The following is an 18603-nucleotide window of genomic DNA, read 5'->3' as shown; positions in this document are numbered from 1 at the left end:
GCGAGGACTTCCATCTTAAAATTGCTGCTAGTCATATTACCAACATTACTCCTACCCACTTAGCTAAGTGGTGGAGCATGTCCGGGCCTTTCGGGGGCGAATTCAGAGTAGCGACAAACCGTGATAGCATCGACCTTCCCAATAAGGGCGACGAGGTGGGAGGAGCGGCAGGGGCTTTGTCATGGACATGTGCTGCGTACCCGACGTCCTTGGAATAAGGGAATTTTGGTTGGTCAAAAGCGACCGCTTCAGCCTAAGAACGTGTGGTCAATCCGCGTTCGGCTTGAAATGAGCGGGGCTCACCGAGAATTGGCGCTCTTCAATCTCGCCATCGACAGCAAGCTCCGCGCCTGTGATCTAGTTAGGCTGCGGGTCGAGGACTTGTGGTCGGGTAGTTCGATCCGGGACCGCGCCACCATCATCCAGAAGAAAACGAAGCGGCCCGTGCAATTTGAGGTCACTGACCAGACGAAGAATGCGCTCGCCGCCTGGCTTCCTTTCGTTCGAAGAAATGGTGGTAGCTATCTGTTTCCCAGTCGCAAAAAAACATTGCGGCATCTATCAACACGGCAGTACGCTCGGATCGTACATCGATGGGTGGCTTCCGTCGGGTTGGAAGCAAGCGCCTATGGCACGCACTCAATGAGGAGAACGAAGGCGGCGCAGATATACAAGAAGACCGGCAATCTCCGGGCTGTCCAGATTCTGCTTGGTCTCACAAAGCTAGAAAGCACCGTCCGATACCTTGGCGTCGAGGTGGACGACGCGCTCAGGATTGCCGAGCAGATCGAGCTGTAAAGCAAATGACCATCGGCAATAGCCGGTGGTCTCCCTCGCGCCATATGCAGCTATTGTGGTGGCTAATTGCTGATGATAAACTCACGGCGGGCGTAGTCGATTTCTACGCAGTCAAGTCCTTCAGCCTCCTTGGGCAGTGCGATTCCAAAGGTCACACCTTCTTGTTCGAGAATCGTCCATCCGCGCAGTTTGCCAGGCTTCAGCGCTCCAAAGTCAAAATGACCACCGCGCTTGGTCGTCTGCCCCGTATTTTCGTYTGTAAATACGCTGGACAACACCCACCCGATCGACGGTATCAGCTCTTCGTCGCGCTCACTTCGTGAGATGTATTCGCCGAACTCTCGTATTTCGTTCANTGTAAATACGCTGGACAACACCCACCCGATCGACGGTATCAGCTCTTCGTCGCGCTCACTTCGTGAGATGTATTCGCCGAACTCTCGTATTTCGTTCAGGGCCTTTTGTGTGAGCACGACCTTCATATCATGATCCTTTTGCGCCGATGAAGCCGTCCAAGCCGTTGCGAGGTCTCAATTTCGTGGGCATCCTTCGGCATTTCGTCGCAGCGAGAGGAACGGCCGGACGCAANCCTTTTGCGCCGATGAAGCCGTCCAAGCCGTTGCGAGGTCTCAATTTCGTGGGCATCCTTCGGCATTTCGTCGCAGCGAGAGGAACGGCCGGACGCAACCGATATCAGATGTCAGCGTCTCGTGCACAAGTTGTCGCTTGAGCCCGCCGCCGATAGCGGTCATCGGCAGATGAAGGCTTTGCGCCAGAACGAAATAATTGCAGCGACCTGCAATCACTGAGAATTGGCACGCGTCGCTAACGACTGCTTTGGGGCCGGGAGCGGACGGACGGCTTCCCGAGAGCGATGCTGGGAAAACGCGCAACCCGCAGACGACGCGCGTTATTCCGGGTAGGCTTCAGCCCCGCTCGGTGTCGCCTGATTGAACAGAATGAAGGCGAGCACATTGCCGGGCTCGGACGTGGCGTCGCTCCGCAGACCGCCAATCTCACCATCGACCGGACTGGTATACTCCGCGACAATCTCGCCGAACATATCGCGCTGGATTGCGATTTTCTGGCCGGGGCTGACCACGTCCGTAAGCTTCAGGAGATGTTCGACAATACCGCCTGCGGTCGCAAGAACCGGGAAGAGGCTGTTGCCCACGAAGATTCCCGTATCGCGTCCGGTGCGTCCAATCGGACCCTCGATGATGCCGTGCAGCTTGAGGACGTTCATCGTGCCCTCCACGAAGAGAGGAATCATCGACAAATCCAGGCTCCGGGCATTGCCGATCTCGGGCGTGAAGGCCGGAATACCCACCTGAAAGAGGGCGTCCGTAAGAAGACCGGGATACCCGGCATTGTCGAAGATCGATCTCGGGCGTGAAGGCCGGAATACCCACCTGAAAGAGGGCGTCCGTAAGAAGACCGGGATACCCGGCATTGTCGAAGATCTGGTCGATGGGGAAGAGCTCCGCCATGGCCCTGACCTCAGGCACGTCCATCTTCGCCAGGTGAAACGCTGCGGCATCGAGGCCCGGCCCGGCGGTATGAAAATCAAGGACATAGTCCGAGTTCGGACGGATCAGCCGATTGAACAGGAGACCGGCATGGCGCACCGGCGCGCCCGGCCCGTTCTCGTCGCCCGGCCAGACACGGTTGAGATCGACCAGGTCCGCACCGCGACCGGAGTTCGGCCAGCGCCGGCCCATGCTTTCGATCGCAGGGCGGGACACATCGAAGATCGCTATGACGGTGCCGCTCATCGCGCTTGGGTCGAGCCCGTTGATGATGGTCTGGACTGCTTGGATGGAGCTCATCTCGTCGCCGTGGACACCGCTCACCAGCGTGACGCGCCTGCCCGGTTTAGCTCCCCGCAGGACGGCGACTGACACCAGCCACGGCTGGCCGGAGGGGCCCTCGACACCGCGGAAATAGAGGCGATGGAGCCTCCCTGGCTCAAGGTCGGCAACACCGAGCGTACTGACGACGGGCTTTCCGTGCACGGTATCGCCCGTGTAGACCGTTCCACCCGGCAACTTGCCCGTCGCGGTTTGTGCCGCAGCACGATCCGAAGCAAGAGCAATCGAAGCCGCAACGCCGCCGACGGTTGCGAGCATGGAAATCGCGACGATCGAGGCTTGAATCATCTGTCATGGCGAGGTCCTCCGGACCGTACATCGACCGCATCCATTTAGCACAGCGCTTCAAACGCGTCCTGCGCACACCTTTGTGTCGGAGGAACGTGCATCTCCCGAAGGTCTCTTCGGGGGCGAGCCGTGATTTGTCTGCACGCCGCTATTGGGTCCGCACGCGGCGTACAGCATGCCGCTGTTTAGAAGTGGATAGCAATAACAATGACATAGGGGTGCCCAGTTTCATCTTCTCGGGCGCGCCATTTCAACACCACTCCAGAACAAAAACTGGGCACTTGGATTCCGCTATTGATCCCAAGCAGAAGACTTGCGCGTCCCTAGCTGAACTTAGCCAAGGGCGACGAGAGCGCCCAGAGCGATTCCAATCGAGTTGTTGATGGTCGACCGGTTGATAGGTGCGAACGCTTCCGAAGTCGAGACGCCGGCGCTGACGTAGAGCGGACTGCTCTCCGTGACGGGACGATACCCAAGGATCCGTCGTGTTCCGTCCTGGCTGACGACGTCGACGATACCCGGCTGCTTGGCATGGACGAGCTTGCGATAGTCCTCGGGGATGACTGTGCCGACGAACCTTTCGGGATATGGCACCCGCGCGACGATTGTTCCGGCCCCGTCTGCGAGGGTTACAGCATTGCCCGGTGGGACGCCGCGCTCTGTGATCCGGTTCTGTAGCCAGTCCAGCCGGACGCCGCTGACGACGACGGCCGTGACGACGTCGCCGTTGAGAACAGGAATCGCCAACGGCAGCACGGGGTCGTTCGAAATCCGGCTTTTGGTGTAGCCGCCGACAACGAAGTCCTTCGTCTCGATCGCCCTCTGGAAGTATTCGCGGTCGGCAAAGGTTGTACCAGCAGGCATCTCCAGACTGCCGCAGATCGGCTTGCCGTCCGGGGCGAGAACGAAGATCGTCCTGATATTCGGAACCTTACCTGCAAGGGCTTCGAGAGCTTCGTTACAGGCCGGGGCATACGCATGGCGCACGAAAGGCATGGACGCTACCGCAGTCAGAAGCGACCTCAGGCCTTCGACGATTCGCTCCACCTCGGACGACGCCTGGCGGGCGGCCTGCGTGGCCTGTGCGCGCACCTCTTCAGTCCGCTGCTGCCGCATAGCGTATTCGTTGTATCCAAGCATGGCGACGACCGGCGCGAGCGCTGCGACAGCCACGGCGACAAGTTTACGCCTCATGCAGAATCCCCTTCATCTGCGATTTGGTAACACGGAGCTTGCCGCCAGAGTAATCCTGCCCTGCTGCTCACGCAGCACTCCGAATGTGGATGCCTTTGGCGGACTCGACGATGACCCCGCAGAAGGTCGGGTCTTTTGCTCCTTGGTGATAGAGCTGCACCTTTATCGCGGCAATCCGCTCGCCCTCCATGGTCCGCCAGTTCGAACTTGCGTTCGAGGCAGCGTGCGGGGGCACCCGGGTGCACATATTCCGCCTTGGCGCCGTCTGCCCTCCGGCCGGACGGACAGCGGAACAATTCTCCCTTCTCGAAGTTGGTTGGCATGGTTGCACTCGTTGCAGCGACCCGCCCGCTTGCCCGATGGGCGGTGGCTTCAAATGGGCCCGAGACATCGCCATAGGAGGACATCATGGCTAGCACGAAGACACTCGACGACCTTTTCCTGGACACGCTCAAAGACATCTACTTTGCCGAGAAGCAGATCCTGAAGGCTCTTCCAAAGATGGCCCGCGCCGCCCGGTCGGAGGAAGGCAAGGCTGGATTTCTTCAGCATCGCGACGAAACACAGGGACAGATCGATCGTCTCGAGCAGGTATTCGAGCTCCTTGGCAAACCGGCGCGGGGCAAGACCTGCGAAGCGATCCAGGGCATTCTTGCAGAGGGTGAGGAGATCATGGAGGAATTCAAGGGCTCCCCTGCCCTCGATGCGGGCCTCATCAGCTCGGCGCAGGCTGTCGAACACTACGAGATTGCCCGCTACGGCACGCTGATCGCCTGGGCCAACCAGCTTGGCCTGAACCACGCAGTTCCGCTACTGCAAGCCACCCTTGCCGAGGAGGAAGCCACCGACAGGAAGCTGACGCAGCTCGCCGAAACGCAAGCCAATGCGAAAGGCAAAAGCAAGGCCGCGTAAGATTGCATGGTTCGCTGCGAGAGGCCGTCCGACGAGGCGGCCTTTTGCAGTTCACGGAACGAATCTCTCAAGGAGACATCCAGATGGCAAAGCGCCCAACGAAATCTCTATCTTCTCCCGCAGCCGACGCGGTCGCGATTCACGACCAGCACCTTCACCGCGGCGCGGGAGGCGAGCTCCACCAGTTCGCCGAAGACGGCCATGACGTCTTGACGACCTCGCAGGGCGCTCCTGTCGCTGACGATCAGAATTCTCTTCGCGTCGGTCCGCGCGGGCCGTTGCTTGTCGACGACTTTCATTTCCGCGAGAAGATCTTCCACTTCGATCACGAGCGCATTCCCGAGCGTGTCGTCCATGCCCGCGGCTATGGCGCTCACGGGTTCTTCGAAACATACGAATCCTTGTCCGACATCACCCGAGCCGATCTCTTTCAACGGGCGGGCGAAAAGACTCCCGTGTTCGTGCGGTTCTCGACTGTTGCCGGCAACAAGGGTTCAGCCGACCTTGCCCGTGACGTGCGCGGCTTTGCCGTGAAGATGTACACGAAGGAAGGCAATTGGGATCTGGTTGGCAACAATATCCCGGTCTTCTTCATACAGGATGCCATCAAGTTTCCAGACCTCATCCATGCGGCCAAACAGGAGCCGGATCGCGCCTTTCCGCAGGCCCAGACCGCCCACGACAATTTCTGGGATTTCATCAGCCTGACCCCTGAGAGCATGCACATGGTCATGTGGATCATGTCCGATCGCACGATCCCCCGATCGCTTCGCTTCATGGAAGGGTTCGGTGTCCACACCTTCCGTTTCGTTACCGCCGACGAGAAGTCGACGTTCGTCAAGTTCCACTGGAAGCCGAAGCTAGGCCTGCAATCGGTCGCGTGGAACGAAGCCGTCAAGATCAACGGCGCTGATCCGGACTTCCATCGTCGCGATCTTTGGAACGCCATCCAGGCAGGCAACTTTCCGGAATGGGAACTTGCGGTGCAGCTCTTCGATCAGGAATTTGCAGACAGCTTCGACTTCGACGTCCTGGATCCGACGAAGATCATTCCTGAGGAAATACTGCCGGTCCGGCCGATCGGACGCCTGGTGCTCGACCGCATGCCTGACAACTTCTTCGCCGAAACCGAGCAGGTCGCATTCATGACGCAGAACGTCCCGCCCGGAATCGACTTCAGCAACGACCCCTTGCTACAGGGGCGCAATTTCTCCTACCTCGATACCCAGTTGAAGCGTCTCGGCGGCCCGAACTTCACCCATCTGCCGATTAATGCACCGAAGTGTCCCATGCACAACCTCCAGCAGGACGGCCATATGGCTATGCGCAATCCTGTCGGCAGGACGAATTACCAGCCGAACTCGCACGGCGAAGGTCCGCGTGAATCTCCGGCCCGCGGCTATCGTCACTTCCCCGCCGAGGAACAGGGACAGAAGGTGCGGCTCCGTCCGGAAAGCTTCGCCGATCACTACAGCCAGGCTCGGCAATTCTTCATCAGCCAGACCGGGCCGGAACAGCGCCACATCGCAATGGCGCTCACCTTCGAGCTCAGTAAGGTCGAGAACGTGGCCATACGGGAGCGGATGGTGTCACACCTGTTGAACGTCGACGAAACGCTGGCGACGACGGTCGCGCAGAAACTGGGTTTCCAGTCGATGCCGAAGCCGGCCGAAGCCGCTATGCCAACTCGTCAGGATCTGGATGCGTCGCCAGCCCTTAGTATCGTCGAAAAAGGACCCAAGCGTTTTGAGGGACGCAAGCTTGGCGTGTTGATCGCCGACGGCTTCGATGGGACGCTCTTGAAGGCCCTGACAAAGGCCGTCGTCGCGGAGAAGGCTGACGTCGAGTTGATCGCCCCAAAGGTTGGCGGCGTGACGGCGGAAGACGGAAGCTTGATCGAAGCGCACCACATGATCGACGGCGGGCCGTCCGTTCTCTTTGACGCCGTCGTCCTTCTAACGTCGCACCAAGCGATCGACGATCTCGTGAAGGAAGCCACCGCCCGCGACTTTGTCGCCGACGCTTTTCAGCACTGCAAGTATATCGGGTACGATCAATCCGCCCTTCCGCTGCTGGAGAAGGCGGGCGTATCCGGTCAGCTCGACCAAGGTACTATACGGTTGTCTAATGCCAACGAGATCGTGGCGTTTGTCGCGGAGCTCGGCAAACTTCGTGTGTGGGGTCGCGAGCCCTCGGTGAAGCTAGGCAAAGCGTCGTCGCCCATCGTCTGATATAGTTCGGGCGCGGAGTGATCCGCGCCCGTTCGGCACTATCGGACCAAGGATTCGAAGTTACTTCGAATTCTTGTGGCTCTGTTCGCCGGCCTTGACGTGCTGCTCGTGCGAGCCACCTTTGTTGCCGGTCGAGCTGGCGTCTTTTGCCGATGATGTGTTCTTGGCTGCGCCCGACTTCGAGCCACCTTTGGAGTGCGATGAGTCTGTGCCAGTGGATGCCATGCTTGTACTCCTCCTTGAGAGATCTTGATGACCTCCTAGACTTAACTTCAATTGGCAGATCATGTTCCAAACGATTTCGGCTCTGACCGACGGTGTACGTTGCATCTGCAACCGTCGACAGTTTCCAATGTCTTTCAATCCGGAGCAACTATTGAAGGCGGACGGCTGTCTACCACCGCGCTTCTCTTCTTTTTGCCGTTGTTGAACTCGCCGGAGGCATGTTCGTTCGCCTCGGCGACGTTGGCGGCCTCCTGCTCCGTAGCTTCATGCTGATCCTCGGCTCGCTGCCAGTGATCCTCATGGTGACCCTCCGGGCGGCCTTCGTCCTCCCAGATCTTGTACGCGCGTTCCCGGCGATCTTGCTCTCTGTCCATGGTTAGTTCTCCTGTTGAGGCGAGAAGGTGTGGTTGCGGCGGGTGCAGGTGCCATTCCCTGATCCGCCGAAGTGAAGCTGGGTTACTGTCTTTTCTCCGTTCCGGCCCGGGTGGTCGCCTGCGTCGGACCACCACGATTTCCGCTCCGGGTCGGGTCTATTCCGTGGCATCGGGCGGACGGCTGCTGCCGTCGGCGGCATTTTTGTCGCTCCGGTTCTCGACGTGCTGCTGGATATCGCGCAGCTTTGCGGCGGTGGCTTTCGATGACATCTCGTTCTTCTTCTCTCGTGAGGAGACAACGTCGGCGGTGCAAAAAGGTCCCGGTGGCGGGCAGCAAAAAGCCCCGCAGCGACGGCGAGGCTCTCCGATCGTTTATGGCGGTCAGAACTACAGACGGTTTACGCGGTAGCGGTCGCGCTCGGCGGCGATCTGCTCATCCGTGTAGGGATCGGCCGTGTCGTCGAAACGTGTCCAGCCCTGCTCGGAATAGCGCGCCCGGCGCTCGGCGACGTTGACGCGCCGCGAGCTGCTTAGGATCGCCTCGGCCGAACCGACGCGGCTCTCGTCGACGCGGGCCGTCACCACCGATCCACCGCGGCGAATGCCTTCCGCATAGAAGTTGGCATCCTCTTCCGGGACGCCGGATTCCACCATCGCACCAACGATGCCACCGACCGCGCCGCCGGCAACGGCTCCCGCGACCGCGCCGGCTGCAGTGGCAGCAAGCCAGCCTGCCGCGACGACAGGGCCGACACCGGGGATCGCGAGCATGCCGAGGCCGGTCAGGAGCCCGCCTGCGCCGCCAGCGACCGCGCCAATCCCGGCTCCGGTTCCAGCACCTTCAGTGGCCCGGTTTCCCTGTCCTTCGGCATCGACGCCGTTTGCCTTGTTGGTGACGATACTAATGTCATCCGACGAAACGCCGGCATCCTCGAGTGCCTTCACGGCCGCCTTGGCGTCGTCGTAGCTGTCATAAAGTCCAGTGATCGTTCTCATAGGAGATCCTCCGTGTTCGATTTTTACTTGGCGAGCGTGACGTTGCCCTGGAAATCCAGGGACACGTTCGCGGGCTTGCCATCCTTGGAAGCGGTCGCACGCCACACACCCTGATCGTCGAGCTTCAGTCCGGCTACGTCCTGGTAGCCGGCGTCTTCGATCCGGGATTTCGCCTGGGCTTCGGTGAAGCTGTTCTTGCCAGCGATCGGCGCGCCTGGGTTCTGTTCAGTATTGACCGCCGGAGTGGTCTGCGAGGTGCTCGGCGTTTCGCTCTGTGCAAACGCGCCGGATGCAGCGAGAAACAGGCCGGCAGTGAGGATGGTGATCTTGTTCATTGGTGTTTCCTCTTGTTGGATGAAACGGAAACACGCGGAAAATGCATAAGTTCCAATGATTTATTTGTAATGCCTGACCTTGCAACGCACGGCGCGCGCACTATGACCGGACGTCTTCATACGGGGGAATCTCGAAATCGTCGTCGCCCGATACGAACAGTTTGGTGGCAAGCTGCTTAATCCCAGGCTTGTCGACGACGCGAAGAACAGCGCGCTGCAGAGCAACGCCGAACATCGTCAGTGGCTGCAGCATCTTGGGAGCAAGTTTCGGTACGTTCTGTCCCTTCTCCACGTAGGGACGCATGATCTCATCGTACCGTCTGAGCGCCACCGCAAGGTCGGTCGAGCGCGATAGTTCGCCGGCCAGGACGTACGCCCCGACAATGGCAAGCGTCGTGCCGATTCCCGCGATCGGAGTGGCGCACCACGCCGCGTCGCCGGTGAGGACGACCTGGCCATTCGACCATCGATCCATCTTTACCTGCCGCAGGACGTCGAAATACAGGTCGTCAGTCGTCTCCAGTCCCTGCAGTACCCGTTGCGTCTCCCAGCCTGCGTCGGCGAAATGCTCTCGCAAGAATGTCTTTNGGGGAGGTCGGCGGCAAGGCATCTGCCGGTTCCGATCAGCCATTCGACCAGCGATCCAACTTCACCTGCCGCAGGACGTCGAAATACAGGTCGTCAGTCGTCTCCAGTCCCTGCAGTACCCGTTGCGTCTCCCAGCCTGCGTCGGCGAAATGCTCTCGCAAGAATGTCTTTTGCTCCGCGGRAGTCAGCTCGTCCTCGCCGTYGGCYTCCTTCTGAACGACGAGGATGGCACGCGTACTGCCCTTGTTGTCAGGACGAAGCCATATGCTCCTGCCTTTGCCCGCCGTGAAAATCCTGCAGAGATCTCCATCACCCGGCCCTTTGGGAATGGTGAAATATCCCATCGTSACATCGAGCCATCGAGGCTGGTTCTCTCCGGAAAAGACGAGCTCACGAGTGGAGGAACCGACACCCTCTGCGATCACGACGAGATCGTATTCGTCACGAGCACCGCTTTTGAATGAGACGTGGACGGCCTCCCCNTCTCCGGAAAAGACGAGCTCACGAGTGGAGGAACCGACACCCTCTGCGATCACGACGAGATCGTATTCGTCACGAGCACCGCTTTTGAATGAGACGTGGACGGCCTCCCCCGCGTCTGTGATGTCGATGATGCAGTCGTCGAAACGGAATCTTACATCTCCATCGCATGCGACGTAGAAGATACGCGCCAGATCGCCACGAAGGATTTCGAGTTCGGCGGTGGGTCCGTCGGAGCCAAGTTCTTGAACGTCGAACTGAGCGATTGGCTTGTCATCGCTGTCGACGAACCTGACGCCTGTCTCGCCCGTCCCTTCGTCAGCGACCTCCTGTTCGAGACCCATCATCGCCAGGACCGTTCGGCCCGCGCCCCTGATGTCGATGTTCTGCCCGCCGTCGCGGAACTCCGGATGGCGCTCGATCACGGTAACGTCGAATCCTCGCTTGGCGAGCCACCAGGCGAGGGCGTTGCCCGCCACGCTCGCGCCGGTGATCAGGATTCGGCGGCCAATTGGTTTCCAGTCAATGCCCGTCATGGTTGGCCCCTCGAGACCCGCATTGCCCCAATATCTCCAAAGATCCGGTTGGCTGCCGGTATTTGCCTTGCAGGAATGTCTACGGAGACCTCGATGTCGCCACCAAGCGGAGCATCGACGCGCGGCCCCTCCTGGTGCGACGCGTCCCCACCTGACGCTTGCGATCCCGAGGTGTTCTCGTCCGCCGCTGATTGAACGAAGACGTCCGGCCTTGATAGGCCGAGCTGTTGCACGAGGTGCTCCACTGCGAGGTCTGCAGCTTCGCGCGTATCAAAGATGGCGCGGATCGCTACGGTGCTGTCGCCTGCCATTGCTGGTCTCCCGGCATTGAAGTGAATGTTCAACTCTCAAAGCGCGCCAATGTTGCGAAGCTTTGTCTTCCTGCGTCATGGGCTTTCTTCAAAGTTCGTGATCGCCAAGGAAATCGCTGAAGAGATCAGCCCTTTGAACATTAGATCCCGGTGGGACCAGACCTGATGATGACAATTCGTGACGGAACTCGTTAGGGTAAAATGACGGTGATGGCGGGTGAACAGGTAGCGGCCCACGATGATCGCGACCGCAAGCGAGGCTGGTGAGAGGATCCTCTATCCGCCTACTGAAGGTAACTCAGTCCTACCGCAGCCTGACATGGGCGATAGAGCCAAGGTCGACATGTGAATGGATGGCAGACAATTATCGATCGCGGGAACCGAATTGTGCGTCAAATCACTACCGCTAGTCTCGACGTCGAAACTGATCCTATGCGCGGTACGCTTCGTGGTAGCCGAACTTAAAACCTGTTGCCACGAGCACTATCGTCGTCTGCGGCGGCGAAGGAAGGCCCGGCTTCACCGGGCCACCTCAGTCCCTGTGTTCGGGCATAGCCTTGAGTTGATCCTTGGTCCAATTGGTCACGCCGTGTACGTCGCCATCCTCGTCGCGCATCCATTCGAGGTCTGAGAAGGACACTGCGACGGGCTTGGCCCCGATCCCCAAAAAACCGCCGACGTCGATCACCACGGAACTCGTACCGTGTACATGGTCAACCGAACCAACCTTGTCGTCGTCAGCTCCGTATACCGTTGCGCCTTCGAGATTGGCCGGCGTCAGTTCGGTGGTGGTGAGACGGACGTGATTTGTGTGATCCATAGCATTTCTCCTGTGCTGTGGATCAAAAACTTCACTGAACGCGCTTTGTTCCGTCGGCATCGCCCCGCGATAAGTCGAAACCACTTCGGCAACGACAATCTCCAATCATCGAATTTACGCGGCCCTCGGAGCCCGCCGCCTCGGCATGAACGCGATTGCCCTCGCGATCAGCATCACGGTCATGAATTTTCATGATGCAAAATCGCAGCTCGGACAGGTCGGATGCTCGCCTGGCATTTCGTCGCCCGCAGCGAGAAACCGGAAAAATCGCTGCGTTCACCATCCCTGTCGCGTCCGGTTGACACAAGCGCGATCAAAGGCAAACCTGGAGCGCGGCAACAGGTTCCGCAGATCGCTACCGGCGCTCTCGGTATTCAGCATTTGCCACCGTCACCGCCCGGCCGGAATGTGCTGCTGGCGTCCTTGAATCATCCGGCCGGGGAACCGATGTCGCTCCCCACGGTTTAACTCGCAGCAACAGCGAGGAGATCACAATGAGCGACGAAAGCCGACCTACCCCACCCTTTCCAGAGCAGCGTCAGCAGCCGCCTGGCACCACGGCGCAGATGCAGCCGACTCCCGACCATGGCGAGCGCTCCTATCGCGGCAATGCAAGGCTCGAAGGGAAAGTCGCTTTGATCACCGGAGCGGATTCCGGCATCGGCAAGGCGGTTGCGATCGCCTTCGCGCGCGAAGGGGCCGATGTTGTGATTTCGTTTCTTGATGAAGGAGAGGATGCTGAAGACACCGCGAAGTGGGTTCGCGACGCAGGTCGCCGGGCTGTGATAGTCGCCGGCGATATAACGTCGGACGATCACTGCAAGGACCTCGTTCAACACACGGTTCGCGAACTTGGCTCCATCGACATTCTCGTGAACAACGCGGCGTTCCAACGTACCTATGCCGATATCGCAGACATCACTATCGATGAGTGGGATCGGACATTTCGCACCAATATCTACGCTCCATTCTTCCTGTCGAAGGCCGCCGTTCCTTACATGCGGCCTGGCAGCTCGATCATAAACACGACGTCCATCCAGTCACGTCAACCATCGGCGCACCTGCTTGCCTACGCCTCGACAAAGGGCGCAGTTTCGAACTTCACCGCCGGCCTCGCAGAAATGGTTGCCGAGAAAGGTATCAGGGTCAACGCTGTCGCTCCGGGACCAATCTGGACACCGCTCATCCCCTCAACGATGCCAACGGAGAAGACCACGAAGTTTGGCGAGAAAACGCTGATTGGACGCGCCGGGCAGCCTGCGGAACTTGCTGGTGCATATGTTCTGCTGGCATCCGAGCTAGGCAGCTACATGACAGGCGCAGTTGTTCCGGTGACAGGCGGCGAGATAATGATCTAGCAGCCGTCGGTTTGTGGTTCCTCTCAGCCGAATACGCTTCAGCTCTCGCGAACTCGCCCGCGATCATCTCTTTCAGATCGGGTCCCTGACGTAGCGCCTAAGCTGCCGCGCCTGGATATCCAAACGTGCTCGGCGGCAAGCTCTTCGTTCGGCCCGAGACGTCCCATGTGTAAGGCTGCCCCTCACCCGACAAAAACGAAACGCCTTACTTACGCCGAGCCTTGTCATTCTTTTGAAGTGCAGCGATTAAGATCGGCACCGCTGCAGCCAGAACGCGGCCGAGCGGCAGCCTGCGAACAAACCCGGATGCGACAATGCTGGCGGCAATAGCGCCTGCAACTTTCCCCAACGGAAAAGCGCCGGCAAATTCGCCACTTTGAGATTTTGTTGCACGCTTCGGCATTATAGGAATCTCCTGCTTTCAGCAGACAACGCCTGTCGCCGGAATTTTGTTCATCGAGCTGCCGGCTGAATCGACGCTGGCGAGGCGGACGGCCCTGTCGTCCAGCTTGCTTTCATGAGCTTCGAGGGGCTCGCGTGATGAAGGCTGTTCCATTTGTTGGTCTTAAAGGCATTGAGATCGCGGCGGGGACACGTTGGGAGCTCATTTGGCGTTTCGTTGCCTGCATCGAGAAACCGGACAAATACTGCGTCCACCGTCCGTGCCGCGTCCGGTTGCCAAGGGCGCGATCGCGAAAAGCAAACGTCAAATGATGGTGTAGATTCCGTGATCTCCACGTATGCACGAGTTGCCATGATCCGTAAATCGCAGAACCGTGGAACATCGAGCGCGTCTGCAGCTTTAGACGTCATGAAGAAAACTGTCTTTCTCAGCTCCCTTTTTTTACTGACCTCGATGGGGGTGCTCCATGCGCAAGATTTGTCGGCGGACGTGATCAACAACGCCAATCTTGCCCCGGTATCGGCTGAGCAGCGTGAGAAACAGCCGTCGAAAGACCAACCCGATCCCGTAGTAATCCATCTTCAGGTCTTGCTAGATCGTGCTGGCGCATCCCCTGGAGTGATTGACGGTTTGGACGGAGAAAACGTCCGAAAGGCGATCGCTGGTTTTGAACTGCTGCAGGGTCTGACAGTTGATGGAAAACTCGGTGCCGACGTTGTAGCTCGCCTTTCCGACGGCCAGCAGGTCATTGGCCCCTACATCATCGACGCGGACGACGGTGCAGACATCGTTGCCGAAATTCCCAAAGACTACGCCGAGCAAGCCAAGATGGAGCACCTGGGGTACACCAGTGTCGCCGAAAAGTTGGCAGAGCGCTTTCATATGGACGTCGACCTGCTGCAGGCGTTGAACCCCACGGCCCAGTTTTTGCCAGGTGAGACGCTGTCTGTGGCAGTCATCGGCGCACCCCGCACGGGGAGCGTGAAACGGATTGAGGCTCACCGAAAGGAAGGTCAGCTCGTTGCCTACGACGCAAACGGAAAGGCCCTGGCCATCTATCCAGCGACAATCGGCAGTGAGGATAACCCCTCTCCCTCTGGCAAACACAAGGTGAACGGCGTCGCCCGCAATCCACCGTACGTCTACAATCCAAAAATCAACTTCCAGCAAGGCAAGAACAAAACAAAGCTCACGCTTCCGAGCGGGCCAAACAATCCAGTTGGCACCGTTTGGATCGATCTGTCTGAGCCGACCTACGGCATCCACGGCACACCGGAGCCATCGTTGATCGACAAGGCTGGTTCTCACGGCTGTGTGCGGTTGACGAACTGGGACGTCGAAGAATTGAGCAGCATGGTGAAGCCGGGCGTCATTGTGGAGTTCGATAGATGAGCTGCAAGGATCCTCCCTACTCCTTGATGTTCATGACAGCTTTGGTTTCGGCAGCGCTTGTATTGCGTCACTCTAATAATGCCTCGGCCGCAAGCGCGGTGAGTTATTGGCATTGCTTTGGTCTCTGGATGGTCGGACTTTTTCGTCTGAGGGGGAATAGCTTTGAGAGCTGCGAACACGCGCGCTGATTTCGACAGCAGCAAGTTTTTTGCAGGTATTGCGCGCGGTGTTGCCGGAGCATTACTTTTTGCGCTCCCGATGTTCATGACCATGGAGATGTGGGAACTCGGATTCTATATGGACCGCAGCCGCCTCTTCCTCTTGCTTCTCGTCAACATTCCCCTCTTGATCATCCTCTCAGACAGGGTGGGATTCGAAAAAACGTCGACATGGCGAGAGGCTATCCGCGACGCAAGCATTGCCCATTGCCTTGGTATCCTAGCCAGCACACTGATCCTGGTGGCCATGGGTGTTGTGAGACACGATCAATCGCCGCACGAGATCATCGGCATGATCGCCATCCAGGCCGTTCCCGCTAGTATTGGCGCAATGTTGGGTCGAAGCCAGCTTGGCGGGCAATCCGCAGAGGATAATGACAACGACGGGGATGGCGATCCTGATGATCCCGTCAGTGGACGGGAAACGAGCTACGCCGGTGAGCTGTTCCTGATGGCGGTCGGAGCCCTTTTTCTCAATCTCAATGTCGCGCCCACGGAAGAGATGATCTTGCTGTCTTACAAAATGACGCCGTGGCACGGCCTAGTGATCATCGCTGCCTCGCTGGCGGTCATGCATGGGTTTGTCTACGCCCTATCGTTCAACGGAAGCCACGACCTGGCCGAAGGTACGCCAAGTTGGCACGCCTTTGTCCGTTTCACGCTGCCGGGCTACCTGATCGCCGGCCTGATCAGCGCCTATTGTCTTTGGACGTTCCACAGAACCGATGACATCGGCTCGACCCAAATTCTGATGACCGTGGTGATCTTGAGTTTCCCCGGTGCCATTGGCGCGGCGGCAGCTCGCCTGATCCTGTGAGGAGCGATGACGAAGATTTCCAAGGATAGAAATGTGGAAGCGGCCGAACCGCATTGGATCGAATGGGCCACCGGCGTCGTCTCGGCTGTCGTTGTCATTTGCGTACTCGCATGGATTGGCAAGGACGCCTTAATGGACGGTGACACTTCGCCGAACCTGGTCGGCGTGGTTTTGCAGACGGAAAGGCGCAGCGATGGCTTTCAAGTGCTCTTTGAAATCCGAAACGATTCCAGCGTGACTGCATCGCAAGTGACCGTCCACGGGGAGATGGGAGAACAAGGTTCGGTGCTGGAAAGCGTTGACACCGTCCTCGACTACGTGCCCGGTCACTCGAAAGCTGGTGGCGGGCTGATTTTTCAGCACGACCCAACAGGAAAGACGTTGACGGTTAAAGCCACTGCATTTGATGAGCCGTAGCTACAGCTATCTTCTCATTTTTCTGCCCGCTTTCAGTCCGCGAAGGCGGATCTAACACTGACGATTAATCGCGCCGACCTGGAAAAGATAATGACGGGTGAAAAGACGCTCGATGCGCAACTTACCGATAGCACGGCCAGGGTTGAAGGCGAGGTCGAGGTTCTGAAACAGCACCTGCCCAACGCGAAAAGAAACGCGCGGTGACCTACGAAATCGCGACGGGATCATCAAAGCGCAACGAGACGCTCGTGAAGTAAAGACGGCCCTCTCCGCGAGCTACGTTTGCAGTCGGCGAACTGCCCGCGCAGGCCCATGCATCGCGTGTCCTCCTTCCACGGCAGCCTTCCCATGCAAGGTACTTGTCCAGAAGCCGTGGTTGATGCCCTTGTAAGCCTTCTCGACGCGGCGGAAGAAGCTCTCGATGATCCCGTTCGAGTTCGTGCCGTCTTCCTCTGAAGGCTGTGGTTCACGCGGGTCAACCGTCGGACGCTTCACCAATCGTGTCTGCTACGTAAGCGCCACGAGCGCCTATAGGTAGAGGCAAGCCGGTTGTCGTGTCCTTCGTCGTCTGGTGCTCGAGCTCAGCATTCAACTCCCCACCGACAATAAGGATCAATATCGAAAGCCAGATCCAGACTAGAAAGCCGATTAGTGCTCCCAATGTCCCGTAGGTCGCGTCGTAGTCGGCAAAATGCTTCAGGTAGAACGAAAAGCCAAGCGACATTAAGAACAAAGACACTGTCACGAGTACTGAGCCCCACGTCAGCCAGCGAAGCTTGGCTGGCTGGCGGCTTGGTCCAAACCGGTAGATGGCCGTCGTCGCGGTCGCGACGATCAGGAACAAGATTGGCCAGCGCACAATGAGTGCCATTTGCTCTTCGAACCGATCCAACCAGACATAGGACAGAACCAGCGGGATCAGTGCAACCAGACCAAGGATGAGTACGGCCGATATCATTGCGCATATTGTGAACGCCAAGCCCACAAGGTTCAGCCTGATCAACCCACGCTTCTCAGTTTCGTCATAGGCAATATTCATTGAATCGAAAATCGCCAGTGTCGCGCTGTGGGTGCTCCAGAGCGCGATGCTCAAGCTCGCGAAGAAGGTGAGACCAAGTGTCGAATTCCGGCTAGCTGACAAGCTACTGATCCTCTCGGCTATAAGATCGAACGCACCGGGTGGCAGCATGCCGGACAAATCCCGAAGATGCTCAGCCATCGTCGAGGGATCGGCGACCAATCCATAGAGAGCGACCAGCGCAGAGATTGCTGGAAACAAGCCAAGCAATAGATAGAAGGTCACGCCAGCGGCAATGAGCGTCACTCTGTCTTCGGACACTTGGTGAACCACGCGCCACAGCACATCCTTTAAGCCATTGAGCGGGATGGCTTCAGGAATTTCGGCGTTTCTCCCGCGCTCCGAGTCTGGAGTTTGGTGGAGATTGTCAATCGTGAGAGGCCGTCTACTGACGACTACCATAGCGGTCACCGCTGCGAAAACCGTCGCGACTATCGCGAATCCTCTACGCACTCTCACCACCTTGCGTCGTCGCTTTTGCCACAATTTACGGCTGATAGTAGTCCCGTTCCCTTCGCCGTCAGATGGCGATGGGGCAACCTGCTTTGTTGTGTAACGGGTGCCATGATATTCCTGTTCTCGATCAAGAGTCGGAATGCCGAGATAAGGTTACAGGTTCCAACTAGAGTCGGAATGCCGAGACGATGCTGAATTCCAAGACGGAACCTTTTGGCTTGTGAGGCCGTTACTGCCGCGGTCTAATCCTGTTGGCGGGCTTTCAATGTCTACTTACATCAGTCCCGGTGATCTCCGGATGTTAAGCCAAGTTCTGCTAGATGCAGGATACAAGGTCGACACTCCGGCGGATGGCACTGCGACCACAAACGTTGCGTCAATGCTACTTATAAAACTGTTCCACGAAGGTGTGACCGATCCCTCCGAGTTATCTCAGCAGTTAGTCAAACGGTTTGGAAGGCACTCGGCCGTCGATAACACGCCACAGACAGGCGTTCCTGCCCTG

At 58.4% G+C, this 18603-nt stretch carries 18 protein-coding genes and 2 pseudogenes; 8 read left to right on the top strand and 12 right to left on the bottom strand.

All coding sequences use genetic code 11. The annotated features are described in order from the left end of the window. Positions 1–288 precede the first annotated feature (288 nt). Positions 289–798 carry a tyrosine-type recombinase/integrase gene (locus tag ASC90_RS08320; protein WP_244480347.1) on the top strand — a complete coding sequence of 170 codons (510 nt, stop codon included), beginning with the start codon at positions 289–291 and terminating at the stop codon, positions 796–798. Between the two features lie 910 nt (positions 799–1708). On the opposite strand, the gene ASC90_RS30380 is transcribed toward ASC90_RS08320, so the two are convergent. From ASC90_RS30380 to ASC90_RS08300, 3 genes and pseudogenes are all read right to left on the bottom strand, one after another. Continuing rightward, the gene (locus ASC90_RS30380; RefSeq protein ID WP_348270863.1) at positions 1709–2251 is read right to left on the bottom strand and encodes a succinylglutamate desuccinylase/aspartoacylase family protein; all 543 of its coding nucleotides are present in this window, start codon (positions 2249–2251) and stop codon (positions 1709–1711) included. Between the two features lie 82 nt (positions 2252–2333). After that, a pseudogene (locus ASC90_RS30375) lies at positions 2334–2627 on the bottom strand (succinylglutamate desuccinylase/aspartoacylase family protein); the annotation flags it as partial. Positions 2628–3290: 663 nt separating this feature from the next. Further along, on the bottom strand, positions 3291–4151 hold the full coding sequence (locus ASC90_RS08300; RefSeq protein WP_056538121.1) for a cache domain-containing protein: 861 nt from the start codon (positions 4149–4151) through the stop codon (positions 3291–3293). A gap of 408 nt (positions 4152–4559) precedes the next feature. Here ASC90_RS08300 and ASC90_RS08295 point away from each other — a divergent pair, with 408 nt between their 5' ends. Together ASC90_RS08295 and catE are read left to right on the top strand one after the other, a co-directional pair. Continuing rightward, on the top strand, positions 4560–5063 hold the full coding sequence (locus ASC90_RS08295) for a ferritin-like domain-containing protein (RefSeq protein WP_056538116.1): 504 nt from the start codon (positions 4560–4562) through the stop codon (positions 5061–5063). An 83-nt stretch (positions 5064–5146) separates the two neighbouring features. Continuing rightward, positions 5147–7294, top strand: a complete 2148-nt coding sequence (gene catE / locus ASC90_RS08290) for a catalase C (protein ID WP_056538113.1) — start codon at positions 5147–5149, stop codon at positions 7292–7294. Positions 7295–7354: 60 nt separating this feature from the next. Here catE and ASC90_RS29270 read toward each other — a convergent pair whose 3' ends face one another. The 7 genes from ASC90_RS29270 to ASC90_RS08255 form a co-directional block, all read right to left on the bottom strand. After that, on the bottom strand, positions 7355–7519 hold the full coding sequence (locus tag ASC90_RS29270) for a hypothetical protein (RefSeq protein WP_200950864.1): 165 nt from the start codon (positions 7517–7519) through the stop codon (positions 7355–7357). 134 nt (positions 7520–7653) lie between these two features. After that, complete coding sequence (locus ASC90_RS08285) at positions 7654–7893, bottom strand: DUF2934 domain-containing protein (protein WP_056538110.1); 240 nt, start codon at positions 7891–7893, stop codon at positions 7654–7656. 387 nt (positions 7894–8280) lie between these two features. Then, entirely contained in the window at positions 8281–8889 is a 609-nt protein-coding gene (locus ASC90_RS08280; RefSeq protein WP_056538106.1) for a general stress protein, read from the bottom strand. A 23-nt stretch (positions 8890–8912) separates the two neighbouring features. Beyond that, complete coding sequence (locus ASC90_RS08275; protein WP_056538102.1) at positions 8913–9224, bottom strand: PepSY domain-containing protein; 312 nt, start codon at positions 9222–9224, stop codon at positions 8913–8915. Between the two features lie 100 nt (positions 9225–9324). Next, positions 9325–9699, bottom strand: coding sequence for an FAD-dependent monooxygenase (locus ASC90_RS08270; protein ID WP_244480350.1), 375 nt, complete (start codon positions 9697–9699; stop codon positions 9325–9327). A gap of 1125 nt (positions 9700–10824) precedes the next feature. Continuing rightward, on the bottom strand, positions 10825–11139 hold the full coding sequence (locus ASC90_RS08260; RefSeq protein ID WP_056538093.1) for a hypothetical protein: 315 nt from the start codon (positions 11137–11139) through the stop codon (positions 10825–10827). A gap of 532 nt (positions 11140–11671) precedes the next feature. Beyond that, positions 11672–11959, bottom strand: a complete 288-nt coding sequence (locus ASC90_RS08255) for a PRC-barrel domain-containing protein (RefSeq protein ID WP_056538090.1) — start codon at positions 11957–11959, stop codon at positions 11672–11674. 494 nt (positions 11960–12453) lie between these two features. Here ASC90_RS08255 and ASC90_RS08245 point away from each other — a divergent pair, with 494 nt between their 5' ends. From ASC90_RS08245 to ASC90_RS27890, 5 genes and pseudogenes are all read left to right on the top strand, one after another. Next, positions 12454–13317, top strand: coding sequence for a glucose 1-dehydrogenase (locus ASC90_RS08245; protein WP_082519847.1), 864 nt, complete (start codon positions 12454–12456; stop codon positions 13315–13317). A gap of 811 nt (positions 13318–14128) precedes the next feature. Continuing rightward, the gene (locus ASC90_RS08235; protein ID WP_056538081.1) at positions 14129–15112 is read left to right on the top strand and encodes a L,D-transpeptidase; all 984 of its coding nucleotides are present in this window, start codon (positions 14129–14131) and stop codon (positions 15110–15112) included. A 162-nt stretch (positions 15113–15274) separates the two neighbouring features. After that, positions 15275–16147 (top strand): TIGR02587 family membrane protein, encoded by an 873-nt coding sequence (locus ASC90_RS08230; RefSeq protein ID WP_156392878.1) that lies wholly within the window; start codon positions 15275–15277, stop codon positions 16145–16147. A gap of 6 nt (positions 16148–16153) precedes the next feature. Next, positions 16154–16564, top strand: coding sequence for a hypothetical protein (locus ASC90_RS08225; RefSeq protein WP_056538075.1), 411 nt, complete (start codon positions 16154–16156; stop codon positions 16562–16564). A gap of 36 nt (positions 16565–16600) precedes the next feature. Then, positions 16601–16768 (top strand): annotated as a pseudogene (locus tag ASC90_RS27890) (alkyl sulfatase C-terminal domain-containing protein); the annotation flags it as partial. Positions 16769–16840: 72 nt separating this feature from the next. On the opposite strand, the gene ASC90_RS08220 reads toward ASC90_RS27890, so the two are convergent. Next, entirely contained in the window at positions 16841–17062 is a 222-nt protein-coding gene (locus ASC90_RS08220; RefSeq protein WP_056538072.1) for a hypothetical protein, read from the bottom strand. After that, positions 17040–18044, bottom strand: coding sequence for a YihY/virulence factor BrkB family protein (locus ASC90_RS08215; protein ID WP_082519848.1), 1005 nt, complete (start codon positions 18042–18044; stop codon positions 17040–17042). Before ASC90_RS08215 ends, ASC90_RS08220 begins: the two co-directional genes overlap by 23 nt. Positions 18045–18603 lie beyond the last annotated feature (559 nt).

Source organism: Rhizobium sp. Root1220 (assembly GCF_001426265.1).
Classification (GTDB): domain Bacteria; phylum Pseudomonadota; class Alphaproteobacteria; order Rhizobiales; family Rhizobiaceae; genus Rhizobium.
Note: the sequence above shows the minus strand (reverse complement) of the source record. Positions and strands in the feature narration are given on the sequence as shown.